This is a genomic window from Campylobacter sp. B0100352/1 (assembly GCF_020135855.1).
Taxonomy (GTDB): Bacteria; Campylobacterota; Campylobacteria; order Campylobacterales; family Campylobacteraceae; genus Campylobacter_D; species Campylobacter_D taeniopygiae.
In genome coordinates, this window is the sequence record NZ_JACHTP010000013.1 from 17,384 (window position 1) to 43,380 (window position 25,997).

Below are 25,997 nucleotides of genomic sequence, written 5' to 3' on the forward strand. Positions count from 1 at the left end.
ATGTTAATGCCAAAAAGAACAAAATATCGTAAAATGATGAAAGGGCGTAACAGAGGTTATGCTAATCGTGGGACTGAATTTACTTTTGGCGAATTTGCTTTAAAAGCAACTGAAGCAGGAAGAATTAATTCACGTCAAATTGAAGCGGCTCGTATCGCTTTAACTCGTTTCGTTAAAAGACAAGGTAAGACTTGGATTAGAGTTTTCCCTGATAAACCTTTAACCAAAAAGCCTTTAGAAACTCGTATGGGTAAAGGTAAAGGTGCTGTTGAAGAATGGGTAATGAATATCAAACCAGGTCGTATTATTTATGAAATGGCAGGAGTAAGCGAAGAAATGGCTAAAGAAGCATTAACTTTAGCAATGCATAAATTGCCATTTAAAACTAAGTTTGTTACAAGAGAGAGCCAAAATGAAATATACTGAGATTAAAGATAAAACAGCAGCTGAGCTTGCAACAATGCTAAAAGAAAAAAAGGTGCTTTTATTCACTTTAAAACAAAAGCTAAAAACAATGCAGCTAACTAATCCTAAAGAAGTTAGTGAAGTTAAAAAAGACATTGCTAGAATCAATACAGCAATTAACGCTTTAAAATAAGGATAACAAATGGCATTTAAAAGAGAAATTCAAGGCGTTGTTGTGAAAATTGCTGGAGAAAAAACAGCAAGTATTTTGGTTGAAAGAAAGGTTGTTCATCCAAGATATAGAAAAATCGTAAAACGCTTTAAAAAATATCTAATTCATGATGAAAGAAATGAAGTTAAAGTTGGTGATACTGTTGTTGCTGTAGAATGCAGACCACTTTCTAAAAGAAAATCATTTCGCTTAAAATCTGTATTAGCAACAGGAGTTGAGTAATGATTCAAAGTTTTACAAGACTTGCAGTAGCTGATAATAGCGGTGCAAAAGAACTTATGTGTATTAAGGTTTTAGGTGGTAGCAAAAGAAGATATGCTACTGTAGGTGATGTTATCGTTGCATCTGTAAAAAAAGCTTTGCCAAATGGTAAGGTAAAAAAAGGTCAAGTGGTAAAAGCGGTTATCGTTAGAACTAAAAAAGAAATTCATAGAGATAATGGCTCTTTAATTCGTTTTGATGAAAACGCTGCAGTAATTCTTGATAACAAAAGAGAGCCTATAGGAACTCGTATTTTTGGACCAATAGGTAGAGAAGTTAGATATGGTGGCTTTATGAAAATTGTTTCACTAGCACCGGAGGTGTTATAATGGCGGTTAAATTAAAAATAAAAAAAGGTGATAATGTAAAGATTATCACAGGAGATGATAAAGGTAAAACAGGTAAAGTTTTAGCTGTATATCCAAAAACTCTTAAAGTAGTAGTTGAGGGATGTAAAATTGCTAAAAAAGCGATCAAGCCTAGTGATAAAAATCCAAATGGTGGCTTTATCAATAAAGAAATGCCAATGGATATTTCTAATGTGGCAAAAATTCAGGAGTAAGCAATGATGAGATTGAAAGAAAAATATAATCAAAGCATTAAACCTGCATTGGTTAAAGAATTTGATATTAAAAATCCTATGCTTATTCCAGCGATCGAAAAAGTAGTTATCAGTGTGGGAGCTGGAGAACTTGCTAAGGATCAAAAAGTGTTGCAAAATATTGCTGACACAATTTCTTTAATTGCTGGACAAAAAGCTGTTATCACTAAAGCAAAAAAATCTGTAGCTGGTTTTAAAGTCCGCGAAGGATTTCCAGTTGGAGTTATGGTTACTTTAAGAAAAGATAATATGTATGCTTTTCTTGATAAGCTAATCTCTATTGCTCTTCCAAGAGTAAAAGACTTTAGAGGTTTAAGTAGGGATGGTTTTGATGGACGTGGAAATTATAACTTTGGTCTTGATGAACAACTTATGTTTCCAGAGGTTGAGTATGATAAAATTTTAAGAACTCATGGTATGAATATTTCTATAGTTACAACAGCACAAAACGATAAGCAAGCACAAAAACTATTAGAACTTATCGGTGTACCATTTGCAAAAGGAAGAAAAGATGGCTAAAAAATCAATGATTGCAAAAGCAGCACGTAAGCCTAAATTTAAAGTAAGAGGCTATACTAGATGCCAAATTTGTGGACGTCCGCATTCAGTTTATAGAGATTTTGGAATTTGTAGAGTTTGCTTGAGAAAAATGGGCAATGAAGGCTTAATTCCAGGTCTTAAAAAAGCAAGTTGGTAAGGAAATAAAATGATAAATGATATAATTTCAGACTCATTAACAAGAATTCGCAATGCGGGAATGAGAAAACTTGAAACAACTAAACTTTTACACTCTAAAGTTGTTGAAGCTTTGGTTGGAATTTTTCAAGCTAAAGGTTATATTGAAAGTTTTAATGTTATCGAAGAAGATAAAAAGAAATTTATCAATGTGATCTTAAAATACGATGAAAAAGGTAAAAGTGTGATTAATGAACTCAAAAGGGTTTCAAAACCAGGTCGTCGTGTTTATAAAGGAAAAGATGAAATTAAACGTTTTAAAAATGGTTATGGTACGATTGTAGTAAGCACAAGTAAAGGTGTTTTGGCCAACGATGAAGCTTATAAAGCAGGAGTTGGTGGCGAAATTTTATGTACCATTTGGTAAAAAAATCTGCTTTTTATGGCATTGGGTATCCATTCTTTGCAAAAAGTAGAAATATCCTAGACAAATAAAAAGGAAAAAATATGTCTCGTATAGGTAAACAACCAATCGCTATTCCTAGTGGAGTAGAGGTTAAATTAGAAGGAAATTTACTTAAATTTAAAAAAGGAAATTTGGCAAAAGAGCTTGATACAAAAGCTCATGTTAATGTTGAGATTAAAGATAACAATATTCTTTTTTCTCCAAAAGGTGAAGACAGACAAAGCAGGGCTTATTGGGGAACTTATAGAGCTTTAGCTTATAATATTGTTGTAGGTTTAACTCAAGGCTTTTCAAAAACTCTTGAAATCAATGGAGTAGGTTATAAAGCTGCTTTAAAAGGAAAAATTTTAGAATTAAGCCTCGGTTTTTCACATCCTATTAATTATAATATTCCTGAAGGCATTGAAATTGTAGTTGATAAAAATAATGTGATTGTCAAAGGAAGTGATAAGCAAGTAGTAGGACAAGTTGCTGCTCAAATTCGTGAATTTAGACCACCTGAGCCATATAAAGGAAAAGGCGTTAAGTATTCAGATGAGCGTATTATCCGCAAAGCCGGTAAGACATCTAAGAAATAAGAGGACTAAAGAATGAGAGCAAATGTATTAAAAAGAAAATTAAGTTTAAGAATTAAAAGAAAAAAGAGAATCAGAGCAAAAATTTCTGGTTGTGAAAATTTTCCAAGAATCTCTGTATTTAAATCAAATAGAACTCTTTATATCCAAGCAATCGATGATGTTAAAGCTGTAACTTTGGCTGCAGCAGATGGACGCAAATTAGGCATTAAAGCCAACAAAGAAGGGGCTAAAAAAATTGCCGCTGAATTTGCGAAATTATTAAAAGCTAAAAAAATTGAGCAAGCTGTGTTTGATAGAAATGGTTATGTTTATCATGGAGTGATCGCAGTTTTAGCTGAATCTTTAAGAGAAAATGGCATTAGGCTATAAGGGGTAATTGATGGAAAAATATAATAGAGAAGAATTTGAAGAAGTCATTGTTGATATTGGTAGAGTTACTAAGGTAGTTAAAGGTGGTAGAAGATTTAGATTTACTGCTTTAGTGATTGTTGGTAATCGCAAAGGTTTAGTAGGTGTTGGCTATGGAAAAGCTAAAGAAGTTCCAGATGCTATTCGTAAAGCAGTCGATGATGCATTTAAAAATATTGTTGAAGTAAAAACCAAAGGTTCAACTATTGCTCACGATGTAGAAGTAAAATACAATGCAAGTAGAATTTTACTTAAACCAGCTAGCGAAGGTACGGGAGTTATTGCTGGTGGTTCTACGCGTCCTATTGTAGAGCTTGCTGGTATTAAAGATATTTTAACTAAATCTTTAGGCTCAAATAATTCAGCTAATGTGGTTCGCGCTACTATTAAAGCTTTAACAATGCTAAAAGGATAAGTCATGAATTTAACAAAAGCAGCGGGTTCAACGCACAAAACTAAAAGAATAGGTCGTGGCCAAGGCAGTGGTATGGGTAAAACTGCCACTAAAGGTGGAAAAGGCCAAACTGCTAGAAAAGGTTATAATGAAAAAAGAGGTTTTGAAGGAGGTCAGCAACCACTTCAAAGAAGATTACCAAAAGTAGGTTTTACATCTAAAGTAGAAAAACCTTATGTAATCAATGTTGAAAAAATTACAGCTGTAAAAGATCTAGCTGAAATTACAATTGAAAACATCAAAGGTGTTCACAAGCTTTCAAAATCTGTGAAAAAAGTTAAGCTTATCGGTGCTAGTGCTAAGAGCTTAGTATCAAAAATTAAAGACGAGAATATTAGCGTCACTGGAACAAAATAATGAATAGAGCATTGACGAATAAGATCTTAATCACTTTAGCTTTTTTATTTGCTTATAGGGTTCTGGCTTATATTCCAGTTCCTGGCGTCAATGCTGATGTGATTGCGGATTTTTTTAACCATAATCAAAATAATGCTTTAGGTTTATTTAATGTTTTTAGCGGTGGGGCAGCACAACGTTTTTCTATTATCTCTTTAGGAATTATGCCTTACATCACTGCTTCTATTATAATGGAACTCTTCGCAGCAACTTTTCCAAGCATCGGTAAGATGAAAAAAGAACGCGATAGTATGCAAAAATACATGCAAATTATCCGTTATGCGACTATATTGATCACTTTAGCTCAAAGTATAGGTGTGGCTATAGGCTTACAAAGCTTACACGGCAAGGGTGGATCAAGTGCTATTATGATAGAAAATTTAAATATGTTTATCGCGCTTTGTGCTATTTCAATGCTTGCAGGAACTATGCTTTTAATGTGGCTTGGAGAACAAATCACTCAAAGAGGTATAGGAAATGGTATTTCTTTAATTATTTTTGCAGGTATTGTTTCAGGGATTCCAAGAGCGATTTCAGGGACTATAGGTCAGGTAAATTCAGGAGAGATGAATTTCTTAACCGCTTTTGCTATTTTTGTTTTGATTTTAATTACGATAGGTGCTATTATTTATGTAGAGCTTGGAGAACGTAGAATTCCTATTTCTTATTCTCGCAAGGTAGTGATGCAAAATCAAAATAAACGTATTATGAATTATATTCCGATTAAAATCAATCTTAGCGGAGTCATTCCTCCAATCTTTGCAAGTGCGATTTTAATGTTTCCGACAACCATTTTGCAAACCAGTACAAATCCTTATATACAAGCTGTTAATGATTTTTTAAATCCTAATGGATATGTATTTCACATTTTGACTTTTATTTTTGTGATTTTCTTCGCTTATTTTTATGCTTCTATAGCATTTAATGCTAAGGATATTGCAGATAATCTTAAAAAGCAAGGTGGTTTTATCCCAGGAATTCGTCCAGGAGAAGGAACTTCAAATTATTTAAATGAAGTAGCCTCTCGTTTAACCCTATCTGGTTCTATTTATCTAGGAATTATAGCAACCTTGCCTTGGGTTTTAGTGAAATTTATGGGAGTGCCTTTTCAATTTGGTGGCACTTCAGTGCTTATTGTAGTGCAAGTTGCACTTGATACGATGAGAAAAATCGAAGCTCAAATTTATATGAGTAAATATCAAACCTTAAGCGCGGTAGGTTTGTAGAATATATAATGCAAAAAATAAAGCAAGGAATTTCTAAATTTTTCATTTCCTTGCTTATTTTTGCTTATTTTAGAAAAGTTATTTTTTTAGATTTATCCAAAAATGATCCTTTGGGACAAATGGCTGTTTTATCACACAGAAACGGCGCCATTGATGGTTTTTTATACGCTTTTATTTTTCCTCAAATCCAATTTTTATTAGCCAAAAACTTAAGACGTAGTTTTTTAGGTAAAATTTTCTTTCATGGTATTGAGATCACGAGAAAAAAAGACAGAGAAAAGGCGTTAAAACAAGGTTTAAAAATAAAAGAAAATGATAATTTTAGCACTTTAAAACAATGCTTAAATTTGATGCAAAATGGCAATACTTTGGGAATATTTCCCGAGGGTACTAGTGCTTTAAATCCTAAACATTTAAAATTTGATAACGGAGCTTCCAAAATAGCACATTTAATGCTAAAAAAAGATACTTTAGAAATGACACCCTTGAGCATTTTTTATGATGATCCTGCTAAAATGGGTTCTAAGGTTTTTATTGTAAAAGGAAAGAATTTAAAGTGGGATTGTATCCAAGATAAAGAAAATTTACATACTCAAATCAGCACAGCTTTAGAAAGCATATTAATAGAGTTTAAAGATGAAAAAGAGCAAGAAATTTGCCAAAATTTAGCTGTTTTTGCTTCATTATATAGAGATGATTTGTATTTAAAAATATTAAAGAATTCTAAGATTCTAGAATTGCAAGAAAAGTTGAAGTCTTATGAAAATAAAAGCCATAAAGCTTTTTTATATAAAAATTGTGCCATTTTTCCCAAATCTTTTTGGCTAAGCTTGTGGGTGTTTTTAATTACAGTGATTATTGTAGCACCTACTTTTTTGTTGAATTTACCTACTCTTATAGGTTCTTTTATTGCGGCGAAATTTTCCAAAGAAAAACACACTATAAGTCTTTATAAAATTTTATCTGGAGTAAGTATTTTTACAATTTTTTATGTGATTTTAGCTTTATTTTCTCCGTTTTTAGCTTTTTTATGTATGGGTTTATCTTTATGGGGATTTCATCTTTATGGAGCTTTTAAAAAACATGGAATATCTTTGCTTAATGCCATATTTTTTAAGCGATTAAAACAAGATTATGATGATTTGCAAGAGAAGATTAATGAGTGTTTTAAAGAATAAAATTCAGCTTTTTGAATGTTTATGGCTTTGTCTTTTTGGTATTATGTTTTTAAGGCTTGTTTTTGATGTATTTTTTAGTATTTATACTTTAATTATTTTAGGCTATTTAATGGCTAGTTTTGTTCTTTTGTTTCTTAAAAATTATCGTTTGAAATTTGGTATTTATGTTCTTTTCATGAATAGCATTTTTACCTTAATAAAAGAAATTTCTCCCTTAATCAATGCTGGTAAAAAGGATTATTATCTTGCTTTAATTGATGCTTTTATTTTAGGAGACATTAAAAATTTATCTCTATTTTTTGATAATTTTTCCAATGCTTATTTTACAGAGCTTTTAAGCATCGCTTATTTGCTTTTTATGGTGCAACTTTTATTTTATTTCATTTTTTATCTTTGTAGAGATGAAAAAATTTCAAAAGCCTTTTACAATGGGATTTTAAGTCTTTATGCTATAGGATTTTTAGGGTATATTTTTATTCCAGCTATAGGCCCTTATTTTTATTATGCAAGTGAATTTAAAAGTTCGCTTAACGGATTTTTCTTTAGAGATTTTTTAAACAAAGCTTATCCAAATTTTAGTAATTTTAGCGATGTTTTTCCAAGTTTGCATTGCGGGGTTTCTTTATTTATTTTACTTTTTTTGAAACATTTTGATAAAAAACATTTTTATTTTTGGCTTATTCCTTGTATTCTACTTTGGTTTTCTACGATTTATTTGCGTTATCATTATTTGATTGATTGTATTGTTGGTTTTATTTTGGCATACTTGTCTTATCAACTTGCAAAAAGGACTTTCAATGCAAATTTTAAAATTCAGCGATAAAAATGCTACGATCTTAGAGTTTTGTGGCGGCAAAGGGGCAAATTTAGCTAAACTAACAAAAGCTGGTTTTAAGGTGCCACAAGGCTTTATTATTAGCGTAAAAGCTTATTACAAATTTATAGAAAATAATAAAAATGTTAAAAATTTGATTGAAAGTTTCAATCATACTTTTGATTATCAAGATTTAGATAAGTTAGAAAAGCAAAGTAAGATCTTAAGGAAAGCTTTTTTAGAGCTTGAATTTGACCAACAATTTTTAAAAGAATTTGATGAAAATTTAAAAGAATTTGATGAAAATACAGCTTTTAGTGTGCGTTCTTCTTCTACAATGGAGGATTTAAATTCTGCTGCTTTTGCGGGAGCGCATGATACTTTTTTAAATATTTATGGTAGAGATGAAATTTTAAAGCATATTAAACTTTGTTTCGCTTCTTTATGGCAAAGTCGCGCTATTTTATATCGTGAAGAAAAAAACTTTTTTCAAAATGAAGCTTGTATGGCTGTTGTGGTACAAAAAATGGTTAATGCTGATTTTGCAGGGGTAAGTTTTTCTATCAATCCTGTTAAAAATCGTAACGATGAAATTTTAATCAATGCAAATTATGGTTTGGGCGAAAGTGTGGTAAGCGGTGAATTTGATGTGGATGAGTATTCCCTTTCAAAGAGTGATTTTTCCTTACTTTCTACCCATATAGCCAAAAAAGAAATTTGTATTATTCAAGATAAATTGGGCACAAAAGAGGAAAAAGTAAGCAAAGAAAAACAAGAAATTCCTTGCCTTACCGAGGAGAAATTAAGGCAAATTGCAAAGTTAAATTGCGAGGTGGAAAATTATTATGCTTTTGCACAAGATATAGAATGGGCTATAGAAAAAAATGAGCTTTATTTGCTTCAAGCAAGAGCGATTACAACATTAGCAGAGCGATGGACGCGTGATGAATCAGCAGAGCGTTATCCAAATGTAATTACTCCTTTTACTTGGGATTATGTGGATAAAGCTTTTCATATTTCTTTAGAATATTCTTTTAAGATGATGAATTTACCGAGTTTTAAAGGTAAATGGTTTGCGAGTTTTAATAATTATATTTATGGTAATCAAAATATCATTTGGCTTTATATGCAAAGTGGCAATTTAGGAATTGATTTTAAAAATTTAAATACAGCGTTAGAGCAAATTTTGCAAAAATATCCTCATGTTTATGAGCTACCAAAGCAATGGATGAGGGATTTGGATTATTATTTAAAAGGTATAGGGGCTTTAGAAAATAAAGTAATATCAGATAATAAACAAGCTTTTGACTTTTTAGATGATGTGGTGAAACTTGGCACAATGTACTTTCGTCCAAATATTGCTATATCTATAACTCAAAGCTTGCTTTATAAAATTTTAAAAATATTGTTAGAAAAATTAGTAGGAGAAAAGTCTAGTTTTTATTTTGATATTTTAACCAGTTTTGATGAGAGCAAGACTGCGCAAGTCAATGAAGATTTACTCTCTTTAGCTAAATTGATCGCAAAAGATCCGTTTTTAAAAAGTGAATTTGAAAAACATAACTCAAAAGAGCTTAAAGAAAAAATATTCGGATATAAAATTTCTCAACAGTTTTTAAAATTTTTAGAAAATCACGGACATAGGGAAATAGAATTTGATCCTTATCATCCTACTTGGGTTGAAGCACCTGAAGTAGTAATTGATAACATTAAGCTTTTGCTAAATAGTGATTTTTCAAATAATAAAAAATTCCAAAAGAAAAAAATATACTTTGATACCAAAAATGAGCTTTTTGCATTATTGCCAAAAGAATGGCATTTTGGCTTTGATGAGCTTTTAAATTTGGTAAAAACTTATACACTTTTGGATGATTTGGAGCATTATGAAACAACGCGTTTGAGTATTTTAGTAAGAAAGGCGGCTAAGGCTATAGGTAAGCATTTTGTAAAATTAGGCATTATAAAAGATCCTATGGATGTATTTTTTGCCCATATGCAGACAATTTCAGCTTATAAGGAAGGCAAGATAACTATCGATAAAGTGCGTTTGGAAATAGAAAAAGAAAAAGCACAATATTTTGAAAATTCCAAAAAAATCCCTGCTTGGAATTTAGGCGAAGAGGATGAAATAATCGAAAATGAAAGTGAAATCCTAGAAGGGGTGGCTGGAAGTATAGGAGTAAGCGTAGGAGAGGTTTATTTGGTGCATTCTAAAGATGATTTTTCACATTTTCCCAAAGATGCGATTTTGGTTGCACGAACAACCAATCCTGCTTGGACACCGCTTTTTTATACTGCAAAAGGCGTAATCACAGAAAGTGGAGGAGCTTTATCACATGGAGCGGTGACTGCAAGAGAGATGAAGTTACCTGCTGTAATGAGTGTAAGAAATGCTATGAAAATTCTTAAAAACGGAATGAAGGTAAAAGTTGATGGTGGAAAAGGTAGGGTTTATATTCTTAATTAACCCTAGCTTTTTGTTTTAAAAATACAAATATAGCACAAACCGTAAAAATCACAATAGCCCATATTAAAAAAGCATCAACTAGTCCTATTTGTCTTACTATAGGTTGAGATATAATAGGGCTTAAAAATTGTCCAAGGAAAATACAACTTGCTAGTATCCCATAAGCTCTAGCTCTTGCATTTTCAGGACATATGGAAAAAAGATAAGCGGTATTATTGACAAGCATAACACCCCCTCCGGTTCCTAATAATGCTAAGGCCATTAAAACCGCTATAAAGTTATGAACTAAGAACAATAATAAAAAGGAACATCCCACTATAAATAAAGTCAAAATATAAATTTGCTTAATGCTTAAAAAACGCATAATATATTTATAGCTAAGCGAAAAAACTCCATAGCAAAGGGCAGAAACAGACATAGAAATTCCGATGTATTTAGGATCTAAGCCTAAATGCTCCTCGATATAATAAGGAAGTTGTGTTGGAGAAATATAATATACCACCATAATAAAAAATCCTATAAAATAAACAGGAAGGAATTGCCAATAATTTGTTTTTGCCTCCACTTTACTGTGATTATAAAACTTAAAACGTGGTTCAAAAAGATAAAGTATAGCTATAAGAGTAATAAATATTCCAAGCCCATAAACTAAAAAAGGATAACGCCAAGAATAACTAGAAACAAAACCCGCAATAGAAATAAAAACAGCACCCCCAACTGCACAGAAAAAACCTTGCAAACTCAAGGCATTTTCACGCCGATTAAATCCACCATGGCTATAATAATCCCCAAGTAAAGCTGAAGCTCCAGTCATGATAAAAGCTGTAGCCATTCCAAAAATAGCTCTAGAAAGTAAAATAGTATAGATATCATTGAGAAAAAATCCACTCACTCCAGCTATAGTCCATATTATCATTGCAGGAAAAACAAATTTTAATTTACCAAATTTATCCATTAAAATTCCTGCAAAAGGTGATAAGATAACGACAAAAATGGCGGGCATGGTTAAAACCAATCTCACTAAGATATCAAGGTGAGCTAAAGTAAAACTTGTTGAGTTTGTAGCACCTGCTTGAGTTAAAAGATTTTCAAAATGCCTACTAATTGCTGGCAATGCTGAAGAAATAACCACGCTGCCCAACATGGTCATAGCCGCCATAGAAAATACTGCGATTTTAAAGGTAGATTTTTCGGTAATTTCAACTATTTTCTTATCTAATTTTGTATCATTGGGGTGAAATTGATAATGTTTTCGCATTTTAAAGCCTTTTTTATTTTATTATACTCCAAATTGATTATATGTTTCTATTTTTAGCAATTTATAAGTAAATTTTTAAATTTTTTTAGCTAAATTCAGCTTTTATTTATTAATATAATGAAATGTTTCTAAAAATCAGCATTTGAGGTCTAGCTCATGAAAAAAAATTTAATCATAGTAGAGTCTCCTGCTAAAGCTAAAACTATAGGTAATTTTTTAGGGAAAAATTATGAGGTTATAGCTTCTAAAGGGCACATAAGAGATCTACCTAAAACAAGCTTTGGTATAAAAATAGAAAATGATGAATTTATACCAGAATACAGAATAGCAAGCGATCATAGCAGTTTGGTTAAAGAGCTTAAGGAAAAAGCAAAAAATGCTTCACAAGTTTATCTTGCAACGGATGAGGATAGGGAAGGTGAAGCTATAGCGTATCATATTGCCAAAGCTATAGGTAAGGATGAAAATATTTTACCTCGTATTGTATTTCACGAGATCACCAAAAGTGCGATTGAAGATGCTTTAAAAAATCCAAGAAAACTTAACATGCATTCAGTCAATGCCCAACAAACTAGGCGTTTATTGGATCGCATAGTGGGTTATAAATTAAGTCCTTTGCTAGGGCAAAAAATTCAAAGAGGTTTGAGTGCTGGTCGTGTTCAGAGTGCTGCTTTGAAAATCATAGTTGATAGAGAAAAAGAAATTCGTGCCTTTGTGCCTTTGGAGTATTTTAGCATTGATATGATTTTTAATTCCGATTTGGATGCTGAGTTGGTTGAATTTGATAAGGCAAAAATTGAAAAATTAACCATTACCAATAAAGATCGTGCAAAATTGATTCTTCAATCTTGTAAAAATGGCGGTTATGTGATAGAAAATATAGAAAGTAAGGAAAGAAAAATCGCTCCACCGCCTCCTTTCATGACTTCAACTTTACAGCAAAGTGCAAGCAATCGTTTAGGGTTTAATCCTAAAAAAACTATGATGTTAGCTCAAAAACTTTATGAAGGGGTTAATACTCATCAAGGCATGATGGGTGTGATCACTTATATGAGAACTGATAGTTTGAATTTGGCTAAAGAAGCGGTTGATAAGGTAAGAAAATTGATCCAAAAAGATTTTGGAAAAGATTATTTGCCTAGTAAAGCTAATGTTTATGTAACAAAGGCTAAGGGTGCGCAAGAAGCACACGAAGCTATCCGTCCTACAAATTTGGAATTTACGCCACAAATTGCAGCTAAATTTTTAGATAAAGATGAATTAAAGCTTTATACACTCATTTATAATCGTTTTTTAGCTTGTCAGATGAATCCTGCTATTTCTCAAACGCAAAATGTTTTTGTAAAAAATGATAGAGCTTTATTTAAAATAAGTGGTAGAAAAATTCTTTTTGATGGATATTATAAAGTTTATGGAGATATGGATAAGGATAAAATTTTGCCTAATCTTAAAATAGGCGAGAACTTAAAAATTCAAAAATTAGAAATGAATTCGCATTTTACTGAGCCACCTTCAAGATATTCTGAAGCAGGGCTTGTGAAAAAATTAGAAAGCTTAGGTATAGGACGTCCATCAACCTATGCTCCGACTATTTCCATACTTACAAGTCGTGATTATGTTAAAATTGATAAAAAGCAACTCATTCCTAGTGATATTGCCTTTAATGTAACTGAAGTGCTTGAAAAGAATTTTAGTGATATTGTAGATAGCAAATTCACTTCAAATCTTGAAAATACTTTAGATGATATTGCCGAAGATAAAGCGGATTGGCAAAATATCTTAAAAGAATTTTATTACCCTTTTATGAGAAAAATCGAAGAGGGAAAAACAAAGATTGCAAGTCAAAAAACGGTGACAAAATTAGGTGAGACTTGTCCTGATTGTGGAGGAGAACTTGCGATAAGAAAGGGACGTTTTGGTGAATTTGTGGCTTGTTTAAATTTTCCAAAATGCAAATATTCTAGAAATTTAAAAAATGAAAATAAAGCAAATGAAGAAAACACAACCGCAAAAAAAACCAATAGTATAGGCATAATTTGTCCTAGTTGTCAAAAAGGTGAAATTGTAGAACGTTTTTCTAAGCGTGGAAAATTTTATGGTTGTAGTGCTTATCCAAAATGTAACTTTATTTCTAAATATAAGCCAAGTGATGAAAAATGTGAAGAATGTGGCGAAAATTTGGTTATTAAGGAACTAAAAAAAGGTACTTTTTTAGAATGTCTTAAATGCAAAATCAAAAAAGAAATGAAAGAATAAAAGAAATTTATTTAAGTCTTTTTTTGTTAGAATGCGAGTTTTAATTGTTAAATAGGAGAAACGATGCAAATCATGCTTTGTGCTATTTCTAATATAGCAAGCGGAAATTGCTCAGAAGATTGCAAATACTGCACTCAAAGTGCTCATGTAAAAACAGATATTCAAAAATATAGACGTAAAGAAATTTCTCAAATTGTTTTAGAGGCTAAAATTGCTAAGAAAAATGAGGCTTTAGGATTTTGTTTAGTAACCGCTGGACTTGGACTTGATGATGAAAAATTAGAATATGTTTGCGAGGCTGCGATGGCGGTTAAAAAAGAAGTTCCTGATTTACTCCTTATAGCTTGTAATGGTATGGCCAGTGTAGAACAACTTAAAGAATTAAAAAAAGCGGGAATTTTTTCTTATAATCATAATCTTGAAACCTCTAAAGAATTTTTTCCTCAAATTTGCACCACCCATACTTGGGAAAGTCGTTTTCAAACTAATCTTAATGCTAAAGAAGCAGGGCTTATGCTTTGTTGTGGTGGAATTTATGGCATGGGTGAAAGTTTTGAAGATAGAATAAGTCTAAGAAAATCTTTGCAAGAATTGCAACCTTTTTCAAGCCCGATTAATTTTTTTATCGCTAATGATAATTTAAATTTAAAAGTTCCTAAATTGGATGCTGATGAAGCTTTAAAGATTGTTAGTGATACCAAAGAGGCTTTGCCACAAACTGTAATTATGGTTGCAGGCGGGAGAGAGGTTGTTTTAGGTGAAAGACAATATGAAATTTTTAAAGCGGGTGCGGGTGCTATTGTTATAGGCGATTATCTTACGACAAAAGGAGAAGAACCGAGTCGTGATATAGTCGAGTTAAAAAAGATGGGATTTACATTTGCATCACAATGTCATTGATACGCAAGGTTTAATTGACTTAAAAATTCTTATAGTTATAGCGCTTTGTTTATTATTTTCTCCACATATTGCTAAAATTTTACGTTTGCCAATTTCAGCCACTGAAATTATTTTAGGATCGATTGTGGCTTATTTTGGCTTTATTGGAAAGAGTGAAAATTTTTCTATTTTAGCTAATGTGGGTTTTTATTATCTGATGTTTATCGCAGGTATGGAAATAAATTTAAGAACTTTTTTTAGCCTTGATAAAGAGATCATTAAAAAAAGCTTTTTATATATTATCTTACTTTATGTTTTATCTTTACTGATTGTGTGGATTTTTAAACTTTCTTTTGTCTTTGTTTTGATTATTCCTGTTATGAGTGTAGGGCTTTTGTCTTTACTTTACAAGGATTTTGGAAAAGAGTGTGATTGGTTAAATATAGCCATGATAGTCGCAACCTTAGCTGAGGTTATTTCCATAGTTCTTTTAACGATAGCTGGGGCATTTTTACAAGAGCAAACAACAATCGTAGATGTAGCGCAAAGTATTTTATATCTTGGCATCTTTTTAAGTCTTTGCTTTTTGATTTTTAAATTTCTTGGTGTTCTTTTTTGGTGGTATCCTCAATTTAAAATCGTTCTTATGCCTTGGGAAGATAAAAACGAAAAAGATATTAGATTTTGTATGGCAATTTTTATTTTAATCATCGTTGCTATGATTATCACAAAACTTGAAATTGTTTTGGGATCTTTTATCGCGGGATCTTTTATCGCGACTTTTTTGGGTCATAAAAAGGATTTAGAATATAAAATTTCAACTTTTGGTTATGGTTTTTTAATTCCGATTTTTTTTATTTATACGGGTTCAACTTTTGATTTATCGATGATTTTAAATTATCATATTGTTTTAAAAGCTATTTTATTGATGCTTGTGATGGTGGGATTAAGAATTTTATGTGCGAGTGTTTTTGTAAAAACGATAGGATTTAAAAACATGGTTTTATTTGGATTAGGTCATTCTATGCCTTTAACTTTGTTGATCGCAACGGCTACATTGGGATATTCTGCAAAAGTACTTGATCAAGAAATTTATTCAGCACTGATATTAACAGCTTTATTTGAGGCTATTTTGGTAATGAGTGCGATTAAGTTTATTTCAAATATCAAGAAGTGATTTTGATTGTTGGAATATTTTGGCTAATATTGGATTAAAGTTTTAAATTTAAGGAAAGTGATGCGCTTAGATTATTGGTTAGAACTTGCTATTGAAGCAGCAAATAAAGCTTCTAAGGCTATTATGCAAGAGCGAAAAAATTTAAAAGATTGGAAAAAAGAGGATGGCTCGGCTTTAACTTCAGCTGATTTAGCATCCGATCAAATTTTAAATGATATTTTAGGAAAAACAGATATAAAGGTTTTATCTGAAGAAAAAATTCTAAGCCGAAAAGAAAGTGAAAATTTGCAAACTTTTTGGCTTATCGATCCACTTGATGGCACGAGTGGATTTTTAAAAGGTTCGGATGAATTTTGCATCATGATTTCTTTAATTCATGAGAATAGACCTATTTTATCGCTTATTAAAAATCCATCAACCGAAGATATTTATTATGGACATAAAGAAAGTAAAGTCTATAAAAATGATGAGTTTTTAAATATAGATGAAAAATGGTTTAAAGATAATCAGTTTAAAGCCTTATTGAGTGTAAATCATTTAAGTAAAACGGATTTAGAATTCGCACAAAAACATAAATTAGAGGCTGTTAATATTGGTTCAGGGCTTAAATTTTGTGCTATTTTAGAGGGCAGAGCAGGAATTTATAGACGTCTTGAGAGGTTAAATATTTGGGATATAGCAGCGGGAGATTTTTTGGTCAATTTAAATGGTGGATTTATGGGGATGTTGGATCAAAATTTAATTCCTTATAGTCCTTTAGAGCATAGATCGCAATTTTTTATATGTGTTTCTCAAAAAAGTTTTTTGAAAGATTTTTTATAATAATCAAGGGTTATCAATGAGATTAGTTTTTATTTTATTTATAAGTTTGTTTTTAAATTTTAATCTTTTTGCTAATGATTTGTCGCAAAAAAAGATTATTAAGCTAAAGCCAAGTGAAGATAATTTTGAATTGATAGATCTTGGACAAAATCCAATTAATTCTAGTTTAGACAATCAAAAAGCTGTTTTTGATAGCTCGAGTTTGATTGAAAAAAAACCTGCTTTAACCAAGGATAAAGATAAAGATTTTGCTATTGTTTTAAGCTTTAGAATAAATTTTGGGTATCTATCCGATGGGCTTAGAGTTGAAGCTAGAGACTTTTCAACTTTATTTTCTAAAAGATTGATCAATGCTTTAAATCTAAATTTTGCAAATTCTGTAGCAAATGGTTTGTATCAAAGTCCTAAAATTTTATCAAGATTTAGCCCTAAAGATGCTAAACTGATCAATGTTAGCCCTTTTTTAAAACATGAGAGAGATAAAAATAAAATTTATGCTAAATTTATAGATTATCTTATCGTAGTTAATTTAGATGATTTTTATGTCAATACCACAAACTATTTTATAACCGTAACTAAAGATGCTGTTGCTAAAATCAATTTTAAGATTATTGCTTTAAGTAATGGCAAAATTCTTCAGGCAAAAAATGTGAAATTAAATTTTGCTCTTGATCCTAAAAATTCAAGCAAAAACTATCAAAATATCATAGATCAAATGCCTAAAATGCTATCAGAAGTTATCCTTAAGGAAGTAAAAACATTAACGCTTATGCATTAATGTTTTTAATTTTTTCTTGTAGTTCCTCTATACTTAAAAATTCCTCTCTTAATTCTTTTGCTATTTCATGTGCGCTTATAGGATCAAGTCGAGATAAGATTTTTCTAAGTTCGTCTTTGATTTGCCATTTATTCATCTCTTCTAAATTGATATAAATTTGCATATTTTTTCCTGTGTTTAAATTAATAAGAACAAAAAATTAAATGATAATAACTTCATTTTCTAGCATGATTCCAAATTCTTCAAAAACTTTTTTTCTTGCTAGCTCGATCAAAAAGATCGCATCTTCATAACTTGCATTTTTTTTATTGATGAGAAAATTAGCGTGTTTATCGCTTAGCATCGCATCGCCTTTGCTAAAACCCTTTAAGCCAACTGCTTCAATCAAGCGTCCAGCAAAATCTCCTTGAGGATTTTTAAAAATAGATCCAAAACTTGCCCCGCTAGGTTGATTATTTCTAGCATTTTTTAAAGCTTCATCTTTTGCGTGATCAAAGCTAAATTCTAATTTAAATTCCGCCCAAAAAAAAAGCACTTTTAAAGGACAAAACCTATAATCAAAATCGATATTTTCACGTAAAATTTCGCCTTTTGAAGTGGCGATTTTAATTAAATTTTGACTGATGCATTCTCCTTTAAGCCCCGCATTCATTTTCAAAAGTCCTCCTAGGGTACCAGGAATTTTACTAAGATATTCAAAGCCGCAAAGATTATTTTGTTTGGCAAAATTATATATTTTTCTAGAATTAGTTTTACATCCTATACGAAGATGTAAAAAATCTGATTTTTGATCTAGAATTTCAATGAAATCAAATTTTTCACCTAAAATTCCTATATTTTTTGGCTTAGGGCTTACGAGTAAATTGTTAGCCCCTCCTATTAAAAAACCTTCAAAATCACTGATTTGATCTAAAATTTGAACTTCAAATTCATTGCCTATGCGAACGGATGAATATTTTTTAAAATCAATAATCATTTAATAAAAGTTGGAATTTGATTGAGAATGTTTTGAGTAAAATCAATCATCGTAGTCGTCATCCAAGGCATTAAGAAGATGATTACAATAACCACTAAAATGATTTTAGGCACAAAAGAAAGTGTCATTTCATTGATTTGTGTTGTCGCTTGAAATATACTGATAATCAAACCCGCAATTAAACCCGCCAAAAGCATAGGTAAAGATAGTAAAAGTGTGATTTTAAAAGTTTGAACTCCTAATCCAACTAAAGTACCTTCATCCATGTTTTCCCCTTAAGAATTTCTTGCTTGTTCATATTCGCTAGGTATGAGATAATCATTTACATTTATAATCTTATCATAAAATTTATAATCATATCCTAATTTAAATAAGGTATCAATAGCTTTAAATTGTGTTTCATCCATGCTAATCGAATTTTTATTTGCATAAAGATTAAGATAAGTATCAAGCTTGTCTTTATCTACACGAATAAGATTTCTTTCTAGTAGCATTGGAGCTATAATTTTGCGATTTGAATCAGCGATTTTTACCGCAAGAGTTAAATCTTTTTCAATTTCAATAGCATCATTTAAAGGTAAAGATCTGCGTAAAGCCATTCCACCTAAAGGTAGGGGTAAATTTTCTTTGGCTAATTCTAGCCATATATCCCAAATTTCAGCTTCCACACAAAGATTTTGATCAAAATCCAAAATGCTTTCATGGATCAATACTCCAGCATCTACTTCTCCACTTAAAACCGAATTTTCAATATCTAAAAAGTTTTTATAAATAATCCTAGCTTCAGGATATTTCATACGGAAAATTAAAGCATTGGTTGTATTAGCTCCACTAAGAGCGACTTTAAAATTCCTTTTTAATTGAACATTTTTTTTCTTAATCAATTTAGGCCCATAACCTTGTCCAAAGCTTACTGCTGTGCGTAAAAGTGCATATTCTTTGGCGATTAATGGATAAAGTCCAAAAGAAATGGCTGTGGCGTCAAATTCATTTTTTAAGGCAAATTCATTAAGGGTTTGTATATCTAAAGCAGTATTTTTATAATTAAAATGATTGCCCACCCAACCAAAGTGAATCGCCATAAACATAAATATATCATCAGCATCGGGAGAGTGTGCGACTGTTATCGTTTTTTTCATTGTGTAGTTTAACCTTGAGTAAATTTTTTATTGAAACTATTTTATAAAATTTCATTTAAAAATTTATAAAAATAAAACATTATTTAATTTTATTTTGTAGAATTCTTAAATTAAAATTTTTTAAGGAATATAATGGACGACAATAAGAAAAAATCTTTAGATGCAGCCTTAAAAAGCCTTGATAAAGCTTTTGGAAAAGGAACAATTTTAAGGCTAGGAGATAAGGAAGTTGAACAAATTGATAGCATAAGCACTGGATCGGTTGGCTTAGATCTTGCTTTAGGTATAGGAGGTGTGCCTAAAGGAAGAATTATTGAAATTTATGGACCTGAGAGTTCTGGTAAAACAACCCTTACTCTTCATATTATCGCAGAATGTCAAAAAGCAGGTGGAATTTGTGCTTTTATCGATGCAGAACACGCATTGGATGTTAAATATGCAAGAAATTTAGGCGTTGATACGGATAATCTTTATATCTCTCAACCTGATTTTGGCGAACAAGCATTGGAAATTGTAGAGACTATCGCTAGAAGTGGTGCTATCGATCTTATCGTTGTTGATAGTGTCGCTGCTTTAACACCAAAAGCGGAAATTGAAGGCGATATGGGAGATCAGCATGTGGGTCTTCAAGCAAGATTGATGTCGCAAGCCTTAAGAAAACTTACTGGTATTGTACATAAGATGAATACAACGGTTATTTTCATCAATCAAATTCGTATGAAAATAGGTGCTATGGGCTATGGAACACCAGAAACAACAACTGGAGGAAATGCACTTAAATTTTATGCTTCTGTGCGTTTAGATGTTAGAAAAGTAGCAAGTTTAAAGCAAAGTGAAGAGGTTATAGGAAACCGCGTTAAAGTGAAGGTGGTTAAAAATAAAGTGGCTCCTCCATTTAGACAAGCTGAATTTGATGTGATGTTTGGAGAAGGCTTGAGTCGTGAAGGCGAGTTAATCGATTATGGTGTTAAACTTGATATTGTCGATAAAAGCGGGGCTTGGTTTTCTTACAAAGATAAAAAATTAGGACAAGGTAGAGAAAATTCAAAAGCATTTTTAAAAGAAAATCCTGAAATAGCTGAGGAAATCACGAAAGAAATTCAAAATTCTATAGGCGTTGAAGGTATGATCAGTGCCTCTGAAAACGATGAAGAGGATTGAGATGTTATTGATCGAAGATGTAAGAGCTTTTGAAGTTTTAGACAGTAGAGGTAATCCCACCCTTAAAACGGAGATTATGCTAAATGATGGGAGTGTGGGATCTGCTATAGTTCCAAGTGGTGCAAGCACTGGTTCAAAAGAGGCTTTGGAATTGCGTGATAATGATGAAAGATTTTTTGGAAAAGGCGTTTTAAACGCTATTTCAAACGTGAATGAAATTATCGCTGAAAGTATTATAGGTCTTGATGCTTACAATCAAACTCAACTTGATGAGGTGTTAAAAGAGCTTGATGGGACAAATAATTATTCTAAAATTGGAGCGAATGCGACTTTAGGTGTTTCTATGGCTTTAGCGCGTGCTGCTGCTAATTCTTTAAATATCCCTTTGTATCGTTATTTGGGCGGAGTTAATGCAAGCATTTTGCCTGTTCCAATGTGTAATATTATCAATGGAGGCGCCCACGCAAATAATAATATAGATTTTCAAGAATTTATGATTATGCCTTTTGGTTTTTCAAGTTTTAAAGAGGCTTTAAGATCGGTTTGTGAAATTTATGCTAATTTGAAAAAAGAATTAGCAAGTCTTGGGCATTCTACAGCTTTAGGAGATGAAGGTGGTTTTGCTCCAAATTTATCTAGCAATGAAGAAGCTTTAGAGCTTTTAATGACATGTATTAAAAAAACTGGATATGAAAAAAATATTAAACTAGCCTTAGATGTAGCAAGTACTGAATTTTTTAAAGATGGAAAATATCACATAGAGGGCAAAATCCTTTCTAGTGATGATTTGATTGAAAAATACATTGAACTTTGCTCAAAATATCCTATTTTTAGTATTGAAGATGGTTTAGCTGAAAATGATTTTGATGGATGGATTAAACTCACTCAAAAATTAGGAGATAAAATTCAACTCGTTGGGGATGATTTGTTTGTTACCAATGAAGATATTTTGCGAGAAGGCATTGTGAAAAAAATGGCCAATGCTGTTTTAATAAAGCCAAATCAAATTGGCACTATTACCCAGACAATGAAAACAGTGCGTTTAGCTCAAAGAAATAATTATAAATGCATTATGTCTCACAGAAGCGGAGAAAGCGAAGATACCTTTATCGCTGATTTTGCTGTTGCTTTAAATACAGGGCAAATTAAAACCGGTGCTTTAGCACGAGGGGAAAGAACTGCAAAATATAATCGTTTGCTTGAAATAGAGCTAGATAATGATGAGTATTTAGGAGAGAAACTCTGAGTGATTTATTAAAAGAATATGATGAAAGCACCAAAAAGAAGGGCTTTTATGTTCATATTGTAAAAATGTTTTGTTGGACTTTATTGGTTATTGTTGGAGCGATTTATTTTGGGAATATGCTTTTTGGGCAATATTCCTTAGATACTTTGCTTTCTTTGGAGGCTACTAAAGAAGACTTAACCAAACAAATATCTTTGCTTAAAAAGCAAAATGCTAAAGCCCAAAAAGATTATTTTGAATTAAAAGGATTGTATCCAAATGAAAACTAGAATTTTGACAATATTTTTAATTTTTATATCTTTTTTAAATGCTGATGAAAACCCTTTTAAAGTGGAAAAAAAAGAAAAAATGATTGTTCCGCAAGAATTTCAAGAGAGAACTTTTAAATTTAATTCTGATGCAAGGATTTTAAAAAGTATCACTTTTCATTATGTTAAAGCAGATGGTAGCGAAGATAAGTTAAACGTTGATATTAATAAAAGTGTCAATTGGCACGATTCTTATGTTTTAACACATTCTAAAACCCCAGAGCCTTCAAAAATTTTAGATGTTTCTGTCACTATACCACAAAATACTAGCCAAGAAACAAATAAAACAACTGAAGTTGATATCCCTTTGCAAATTGCAAAAATTTATGATTTTATATCCTATACTGTTTATAAAAATAAAATCAAATTAAACACTCAAGATGATCTTATTAGCGATTTTTCAGTGGGCAATCCTAGTAAGATTATTATCGATTTTAAATCCACAGCAATTTATCCGACTAAAAACATACGACTTAAAAATTCTATATTTAAACGTATAGATTTTGGATCTCATAAAGGATATTATAGACTTGTGATTTATCTCGATGGTGTGTATAATTATGAAATACAAAAAGATTCTACAGGATATATGGTTCATTTATCTTGATTAGATTTTTTCTTTTAATTTGTTTCTCTTCTTTTGTTTTTGCTGATGAAATCTTGCTTTTGACTCAATTCAATAAGCAGGATTTTCAAAATAAAAATTTGAATGAATATGTAATGAGTGAAAAGCTTGATGGCGTTCGTGGAATTTGGGACGGAAAATCTTTAAAAACTCGAAAAAATCAAACCATAACACCACCTTCTTTTTTTATGAAAAATTTTCCTCCTTTTGCTCTTGATGGGGAACTTTGGATAAGTAGAAATCAATTTGATTTAATCTCTTCTCTCATAAGAACAACACACTCGGATGAAAATTTATGGAAAAAAGTAAGCTATAATGTTTTTGACGTGCCTAATGCTTGTGAAGAATTCGATCTCAATCCTTGCAACCTTGAAAACAGACTTCAAGTTTTACAAAAATATTTACAAAAAAATCCTAATCCATATATAAAAATCATTCCACAAATTCCTATTGAAAATGAAAAACATTTAAATGAATTTTACGAGAATATTGTAAAAAACAAAGGTGAAGGTGTGGTTATACGCAAAAGTTTAAATCCTTATGAAAAAGGCAGAAGCAAACAAGCTTTAAAATTAAAACCCTATAACGATGCAGAATGTCAGGTGATCGGCTATACAAAAGGCAAGGGAAGGTTTGAAAATCAAATCGGTGCTTTAATATGTAAAACAATGGATGGCAAAATCATTAAAATAGGCAGTGGTTTAAAGGATCAAGATAGAAAAAATCCACCTTCTATAGGAACTATTATTACTTATAAATTCAGCGGATTGACTAAAAATTCACTTCCGCGTTTTCCAGTTTTTTTACGCATTAGAGAATAAATTTCTTGACTTATGATTTCTTTTTTGATAGAATACTAGTTTTTAAATTCGGGGTGTAGCGCAGTCTGGTTAGCGCACTTGGTTTGGGACCAAGGGGCCGAAGGTTCGAATCCTTTCACCCCGACCATTTTAATTATAAAATGGTGAGTGTAGCTCAGTCGGTTAGAGCATCAGATTGTGGTCCTGAGGGTCGTGGGTTCGATTCCCATCACTCACCCCATCAGAGCGCCCGTAGCTCAACTGGATAGAGCGACAGACTTCGGATCTGTAGGTTATGGGTTCGATTCCTATCGGGCGTACCAACCTTTTATGCGTTCATAGCTCAGCTGGATAGAGCAACGGCCTTCTAAGCCGTAGGTCAGAGGTTCGAATCCTCTTGAGCGTACCACTTTTGCGGATGTGGTGAAATTGGCAGACACGCCAGACTTAGGATCTGGTGCAGCAATGCGTGAAGGTTCAAGTCCTTTCATCCGCACCACTTCATTTTTCTCATTTTTAATCGCGATAAAATTTTAATCAAAGAAAAAATATACTTATTTAAATTTTATTAAAAGCAAAAACAATAAATATATGCTAAAATACACATTAAATAATCTTAATTTTTGTAATGTAATGTTAAAAAGGGAAAAACATGAAAAAAATACCTGTGAGCTTAAAAGATATATTTAATATCAAAAAAGAAGCATCAAGTGAATATAATAGTTTTATATTGTATTTAATTAGAATTTTATTCAATAATGATAGAGAGAGAACTCTTACCGAATATGATATCGTATCTAGTACAACATTTATAAACTTTATAAATCCAGAGTTACCTGATATAGAATTAGATAATTATCAAGGGGTTTTTTCAATACAAGGATTTTATTACACTTTGAATTTTTTTAAAGTGTTTAAATTAAATCATCCAGTTATTAAATTTACCGAGTATATTTGGTATGATAGTATTTCATCGGATACTATGTTTGTAAATGAGTCTTATAATAATCTTATCAATACCAGACTACCATATTTTAATCCTGATTACAACGGTTTAGATTATGTGAATATTGATAGAAGTGAATTTAATAAGTTAATAAACAAAACCCATAAATTAAAATTAATGTTAAAGAAATATGAAAATCTAAGGTTAGATAATCATGTTAAAAACAATATTGAAGCCATTATTTGTTTATTGTGTATTTATTGTAATGAATTAGCAGATGATATTGAAGTATCCTCCTTTAACGATGATAGAATAATATTTAATATAGCGGGGTATTTTAGTATAATCATTTTTAAATATAATCTATTTAAACCAAGTTATATTAAGATCATAGGGCATTATGATGTAAAAAAAGATATTAAAAATGACAAATTAAATATATATACGCTTAATGATGAGTGCATAACATTGTTTGGTTTTATCAAATTTATCACTTTGGTTAATTATTTGTATAAAATGAAAAAAGATGTAATGGGTTATATTGTAAAAAACAAGATAGATATTGATTTATTAGATACAAAAAATCCCAATATAATAAATAATACCGAGTTTGCAACTATTTATAAAATTATTTTGGATAAATATATAAATAATTACAAGAAAGTTGTAGCTAAAAATAAATTGAAAATAGATAAGAATAGCTATTTTTATAAAAGGTTTATCAAAGTCGCTGAAGATATATCTATATTGCTTACATTAGATATAATATCTAGTATTAAAAAATAGTTTTGAGGTGCTGGATTTAAGAATAATCAACATCAATTATACAAAAAAGGAAAACAAATGGCTGAAGAAAAAATCATCTCTTATGAAGAATTTCAAGCAAATTCTATGCTTCAATGGTTTTTTGATACAGAAATTAAGCATAGTATTAAAGATAAATATTATCAAGAATGGCAAGAATATGTTAAAAAAACAGATTTAAATACAATGTATATTATAGAAGATCCAAAAGGTAAAGATGTTTATGACTTATATCCATACCAAAGACCTGATATGGCTTCTCACTTATTTGGTGGTCACGAATTATATGATCATGAATTTCATGAATTTATTTTGCAATTCATAAAAGATCAAAAATGGTTGAATTTTTTATTGACTCTTATTAGTTTTACAATAGAAGATGAAGATCATCACATAGTTTTGGAAAAAACAAAAAAAATCATTAAACTTTTAGTGGATAAGGGAGCTAATATCAATGCTTACTTTTATCAAGGCAAGGAAGGACGGTATGAACCTTTGATCTTTGAAACCAATTATCTTCTTGATGCCACTAAAATAGAAAGGGCTAATAAATTAGAACTTTTGCATTTTTTACTAGAACTTGGAGCAGATCCTAATCTTAAAAATTCAGAGGGTGAAAATTTATTGCACGATTTTCTTCTTTCAGAAGAGCAAAAATTTG

Annotated in this window: 32 protein-coding genes, 5 tRNA genes and 1 pseudogene; 33 read left to right on the forward strand and 5 right to left on the reverse strand. The window is 31.0% G+C overall.

Annotated features, from left to right (window positions below):
* The 16 genes from rplP to H2279_RS05055 all read left to right on the forward strand — a co-directional run bounded on the left by rplP (position 1) and on the right by H2279_RS05055 (position 10,161).
* Positions 1-426 (forward strand): 50S ribosomal protein L16, encoded by a 426-nt coding sequence (gene rplP / locus H2279_RS04980; RefSeq protein WP_137623849.1) that lies wholly within the window; start codon positions 1-3, stop codon positions 424-426.
* Positions 413-598: a 50S ribosomal protein L29 gene (rpmC, locus tag H2279_RS04985; protein ID WP_137623848.1), complete on the forward strand. Its 186-nt coding sequence runs from the start codon at positions 413-415 to the stop codon at positions 596-598. The genes rplP and rpmC overlap by 14 nt, the downstream gene beginning before the upstream one ends.
* Before the next feature lie 9 nt (positions 599-607).
* Entirely contained in the window at positions 608-859 is a 252-nt protein-coding gene (gene rpsQ / locus H2279_RS04990) for a 30S ribosomal protein S17 (RefSeq protein WP_002779439.1), read from the forward strand.
* Positions 859-1,227: a 50S ribosomal protein L14 gene (gene rplN / locus H2279_RS04995; protein WP_137623847.1), complete on the forward strand. Its 369-nt coding sequence runs from the start codon at positions 859-861 to the stop codon at positions 1,225-1,227. Before rpsQ ends, rplN begins: the two co-directional genes overlap by 1 nt.
* Positions 1,227-1,460, forward strand: coding sequence for a 50S ribosomal protein L24 (gene rplX, locus H2279_RS05000; protein ID WP_137623846.1), 234 nt, complete (start codon positions 1,227-1,229; stop codon positions 1,458-1,460). The genes rplN and rplX overlap by 1 nt, the downstream gene beginning before the upstream one ends.
* A gap of 3 nt (positions 1,461-1,463) precedes the next feature.
* The gene (gene rplE, locus H2279_RS05005; protein WP_137623845.1) at positions 1,464-2,018 is read left to right on the forward strand and encodes a 50S ribosomal protein L5; all 555 of its coding nucleotides are present in this window, start codon (positions 1,464-1,466) and stop codon (positions 2,016-2,018) included.
* Positions 2,011-2,196: a type Z 30S ribosomal protein S14 gene (locus H2279_RS05010; protein WP_002779433.1), complete on the forward strand. Its 186-nt coding sequence runs from the start codon at positions 2,011-2,013 to the stop codon at positions 2,194-2,196. Before rplE ends, H2279_RS05010 begins: the two co-directional genes overlap by 8 nt.
* 9 nt (positions 2,197-2,205) lie before the next feature.
* Positions 2,206-2,601, forward strand: a complete 396-nt coding sequence (gene rpsH, locus H2279_RS05015; protein WP_137623844.1) for a 30S ribosomal protein S8 — start codon at positions 2,206-2,208, stop codon at positions 2,599-2,601.
* An 80-nt stretch (positions 2,602-2,681) separates the two neighbouring features.
* Positions 2,682-3,218, forward strand: a complete 537-nt coding sequence (rplF, locus tag H2279_RS05020) for a 50S ribosomal protein L6 (RefSeq protein ID WP_137623843.1) — start codon at positions 2,682-2,684, stop codon at positions 3,216-3,218.
* A 12-nt stretch (positions 3,219-3,230) separates the two neighbouring features.
* Positions 3,231-3,587, forward strand: a complete 357-nt coding sequence (gene rplR / locus H2279_RS05025; RefSeq protein ID WP_137623842.1) for a 50S ribosomal protein L18 — start codon at positions 3,231-3,233, stop codon at positions 3,585-3,587.
* A 10-nt stretch (positions 3,588-3,597) separates the two neighbouring features.
* Positions 3,598-4,041: a 30S ribosomal protein S5 gene (rpsE, locus tag H2279_RS05030; RefSeq protein ID WP_002779428.1), complete on the forward strand. Its 444-nt coding sequence runs from the start codon at positions 3,598-3,600 to the stop codon at positions 4,039-4,041.
* A 3-nt stretch (positions 4,042-4,044) separates the two neighbouring features.
* Positions 4,045-4,437: a 50S ribosomal protein L15 gene (gene rplO / locus H2279_RS05035; protein ID WP_137623841.1), complete on the forward strand. Its 393-nt coding sequence runs from the start codon at positions 4,045-4,047 to the stop codon at positions 4,435-4,437.
* A complete protein-coding gene (secY, locus tag H2279_RS05040) occupies positions 4,437-5,702 on the forward strand; it encodes a preprotein translocase subunit SecY (protein WP_137623840.1) in 1,266 nt (421 codons plus the stop codon). The genes rplO and secY overlap by 1 nt, the downstream gene beginning before the upstream one ends.
* Positions 5,703-5,710: 8 nt before the next feature.
* Positions 5,711-6,880 carry a 1-acyl-sn-glycerol-3-phosphate acyltransferase gene (locus H2279_RS05045; RefSeq protein WP_337195810.1) on the forward strand — a complete coding sequence of 390 codons (1,170 nt, stop codon included), beginning with the start codon at positions 5,711-5,713 and terminating at the stop codon, positions 6,878-6,880.
* Positions 6,861-7,703 carry a phosphatase PAP2 family protein gene (locus tag H2279_RS05050; protein ID WP_171000081.1) on the forward strand — a complete coding sequence of 281 codons (843 nt, stop codon included), beginning with the start codon at positions 6,861-6,863 and terminating at the stop codon, positions 7,701-7,703. Before H2279_RS05045 ends, H2279_RS05050 begins: the two co-directional genes overlap by 20 nt.
* Positions 7,678-10,161 carry a PEP/pyruvate-binding domain-containing protein gene (locus H2279_RS05055; RefSeq protein WP_337195811.1) on the forward strand — a complete coding sequence of 828 codons (2,484 nt, stop codon included), beginning with the start codon at positions 7,678-7,680 and terminating at the stop codon, positions 10,159-10,161. Before H2279_RS05050 ends, H2279_RS05055 begins: the two co-directional genes overlap by 26 nt.
* On the opposite strand, the gene H2279_RS05060 is transcribed toward H2279_RS05055, so the two are convergent.
* Positions 10,154-11,419, reverse strand: a complete 1,266-nt coding sequence (locus H2279_RS05060) for an MFS transporter (RefSeq protein ID WP_337195812.1) — start codon at positions 11,417-11,419, stop codon at positions 10,154-10,156. The genes H2279_RS05055 and H2279_RS05060 overlap by 8 nt on opposite strands.
* 156 nt (positions 11,420-11,575) lie before the next feature.
* Between H2279_RS05060 and topA the strand changes: the two genes are divergently transcribed.
* The 5 genes from topA (at position 11,576) to H2279_RS05085 (ending at position 17,331) form a co-directional block, all read left to right on the forward strand.
* On the forward strand, positions 11,576-13,675 hold the full coding sequence (gene topA / locus H2279_RS05065; RefSeq protein ID WP_337195813.1) for a type I DNA topoisomerase: 2,100 nt from the start codon (positions 11,576-11,578) through the stop codon (positions 13,673-13,675).
* Positions 13,676-13,738: 63 nt separating this feature from the next.
* Positions 13,739-14,575, forward strand: coding sequence for a biotin synthase (locus tag H2279_RS05070; protein WP_137623834.1), 837 nt, complete (start codon positions 13,739-13,741; stop codon positions 14,573-14,575).
* Entirely contained in the window at positions 14,556-15,731 is a 1,176-nt protein-coding gene (locus tag H2279_RS05075) for a cation:proton antiporter (protein WP_337195814.1), read from the forward strand. Before H2279_RS05070 ends, H2279_RS05075 begins: the two co-directional genes overlap by 20 nt.
* A 60-nt stretch (positions 15,732-15,791) precedes the next feature.
* On the forward strand, positions 15,792-16,553 hold the full coding sequence (locus tag H2279_RS05080; protein ID WP_407920025.1) for a 3'(2'),5'-bisphosphate nucleotidase CysQ: 762 nt from the start codon (positions 15,792-15,794) through the stop codon (positions 16,551-16,553).
* Positions 16,554-16,569: 16 nt separating this feature from the next.
* Positions 16,570-17,331, forward strand: a complete 762-nt coding sequence (locus H2279_RS05085; RefSeq protein WP_337195815.1) for a hypothetical protein — start codon at positions 16,570-16,572, stop codon at positions 17,329-17,331.
* Here H2279_RS05085 and H2279_RS05090 read toward each other — a convergent pair.
* Genes H2279_RS05090 through H2279_RS05105 form a run of 4 tightly spaced genes read right to left on the reverse strand, consistent with a single transcriptional unit; the run spans position 17,321 to position 19,446 of the window.
* The gene (locus tag H2279_RS05090) at positions 17,321-17,494 is read right to left on the reverse strand and encodes a hypothetical protein (RefSeq protein WP_171000080.1); all 174 of its coding nucleotides are present in this window, start codon (positions 17,492-17,494) and stop codon (positions 17,321-17,323) included. The two genes, H2279_RS05085 and H2279_RS05090, sit on opposite strands and share 11 nt — an antisense overlap.
* Before the next feature lie 36 nt (positions 17,495-17,530).
* A complete protein-coding gene (locus tag H2279_RS05095) occupies positions 17,531-18,307 on the reverse strand; it encodes a UDP-N-acetylmuramate dehydrogenase (RefSeq protein ID WP_337195816.1) in 777 nt (258 codons plus the stop codon).
* Positions 18,304-18,573: a flagellar biosynthesis protein FliQ gene (gene fliQ / locus H2279_RS05100; protein ID WP_137623829.1), complete on the reverse strand. Its 270-nt coding sequence runs from the start codon at positions 18,571-18,573 to the stop codon at positions 18,304-18,306. Before fliQ ends, H2279_RS05095 begins: the two co-directional genes overlap by 4 nt.
* A gap of 9 nt (positions 18,574-18,582) precedes the next feature.
* A complete protein-coding gene (locus tag H2279_RS05105; RefSeq protein ID WP_337195817.1) occupies positions 18,583-19,446 on the reverse strand; it encodes a menaquinone biosynthesis family protein in 864 nt (287 codons plus the stop codon).
* Positions 19,447-19,578: 132 nt separating this feature from the next.
* Between H2279_RS05105 and recA the strand changes: the two genes are divergently transcribed.
* From recA to H2279_RS05165, 12 genes and pseudogenes are all read left to right on the forward strand, one after another.
* On the forward strand, positions 19,579-20,607 hold the full coding sequence (recA, locus tag H2279_RS05110) for a recombinase RecA (protein ID WP_137623827.1): 1,029 nt from the start codon (positions 19,579-19,581) through the stop codon (positions 20,605-20,607).
* Between the two features lies 1 nt (position 20,608).
* Positions 20,609-21,853, forward strand: a complete 1,245-nt coding sequence (gene eno, locus H2279_RS05115; protein WP_337195818.1) for a phosphopyruvate hydratase — start codon at positions 20,609-20,611, stop codon at positions 21,851-21,853.
* Positions 21,854-21,918: 65 nt separating this feature from the next.
* Positions 21,919-22,122, forward strand: coding sequence for a hypothetical protein (locus H2279_RS05120; protein ID WP_137623825.1), 204 nt, complete (start codon positions 21,919-21,921; stop codon positions 22,120-22,122).
* Complete coding sequence (locus H2279_RS05125; RefSeq protein WP_337195819.1) at positions 22,112-22,768, forward strand: AMIN domain-containing protein; 657 nt, start codon at positions 22,112-22,114, stop codon at positions 22,766-22,768. Before H2279_RS05120 ends, H2279_RS05125 begins: the two co-directional genes overlap by 11 nt.
* A complete protein-coding gene (locus H2279_RS05130; protein WP_337195821.1) occupies positions 22,768-23,607 on the forward strand; it encodes a DNA ligase in 840 nt (279 codons plus the stop codon). The genes H2279_RS05125 and H2279_RS05130 overlap by 1 nt, the downstream gene beginning before the upstream one ends.
* Positions 23,608-23,656: 49 nt before the next feature.
* Positions 23,657-23,734: transfer RNA gene (locus H2279_RS05135), tRNA-Pro, on the forward strand.
* 16 nt (positions 23,735-23,750) lie between these two features.
* Positions 23,751-23,827 (forward strand) — tRNA-His (locus tag H2279_RS05140).
* A gap of 5 nt (positions 23,828-23,832) precedes the next feature.
* Positions 23,833-23,909 (forward strand) — tRNA-Arg (locus H2279_RS05145).
* A 9-nt stretch (positions 23,910-23,918) separates the two neighbouring features.
* Positions 23,919-23,995: transfer RNA gene (locus H2279_RS05150), tRNA-Arg, on the forward strand.
* Between the two features lie 5 nt (positions 23,996-24,000).
* A tRNA-Leu gene (locus H2279_RS05155) sits at positions 24,001-24,085 on the forward strand.
* 153 nt (positions 24,086-24,238) lie between these two features.
* Complete coding sequence (locus H2279_RS05160; RefSeq protein ID WP_337195820.1) at positions 24,239-25,318, forward strand: hypothetical protein; 1,080 nt, start codon at positions 24,239-24,241, stop codon at positions 25,316-25,318.
* 57 nt (positions 25,319-25,375) lie between these two features.
* A pseudogene (locus H2279_RS05165) lies at positions 25,376-25,997 on the forward strand (ankyrin repeat domain-containing protein); the annotation flags it as partial.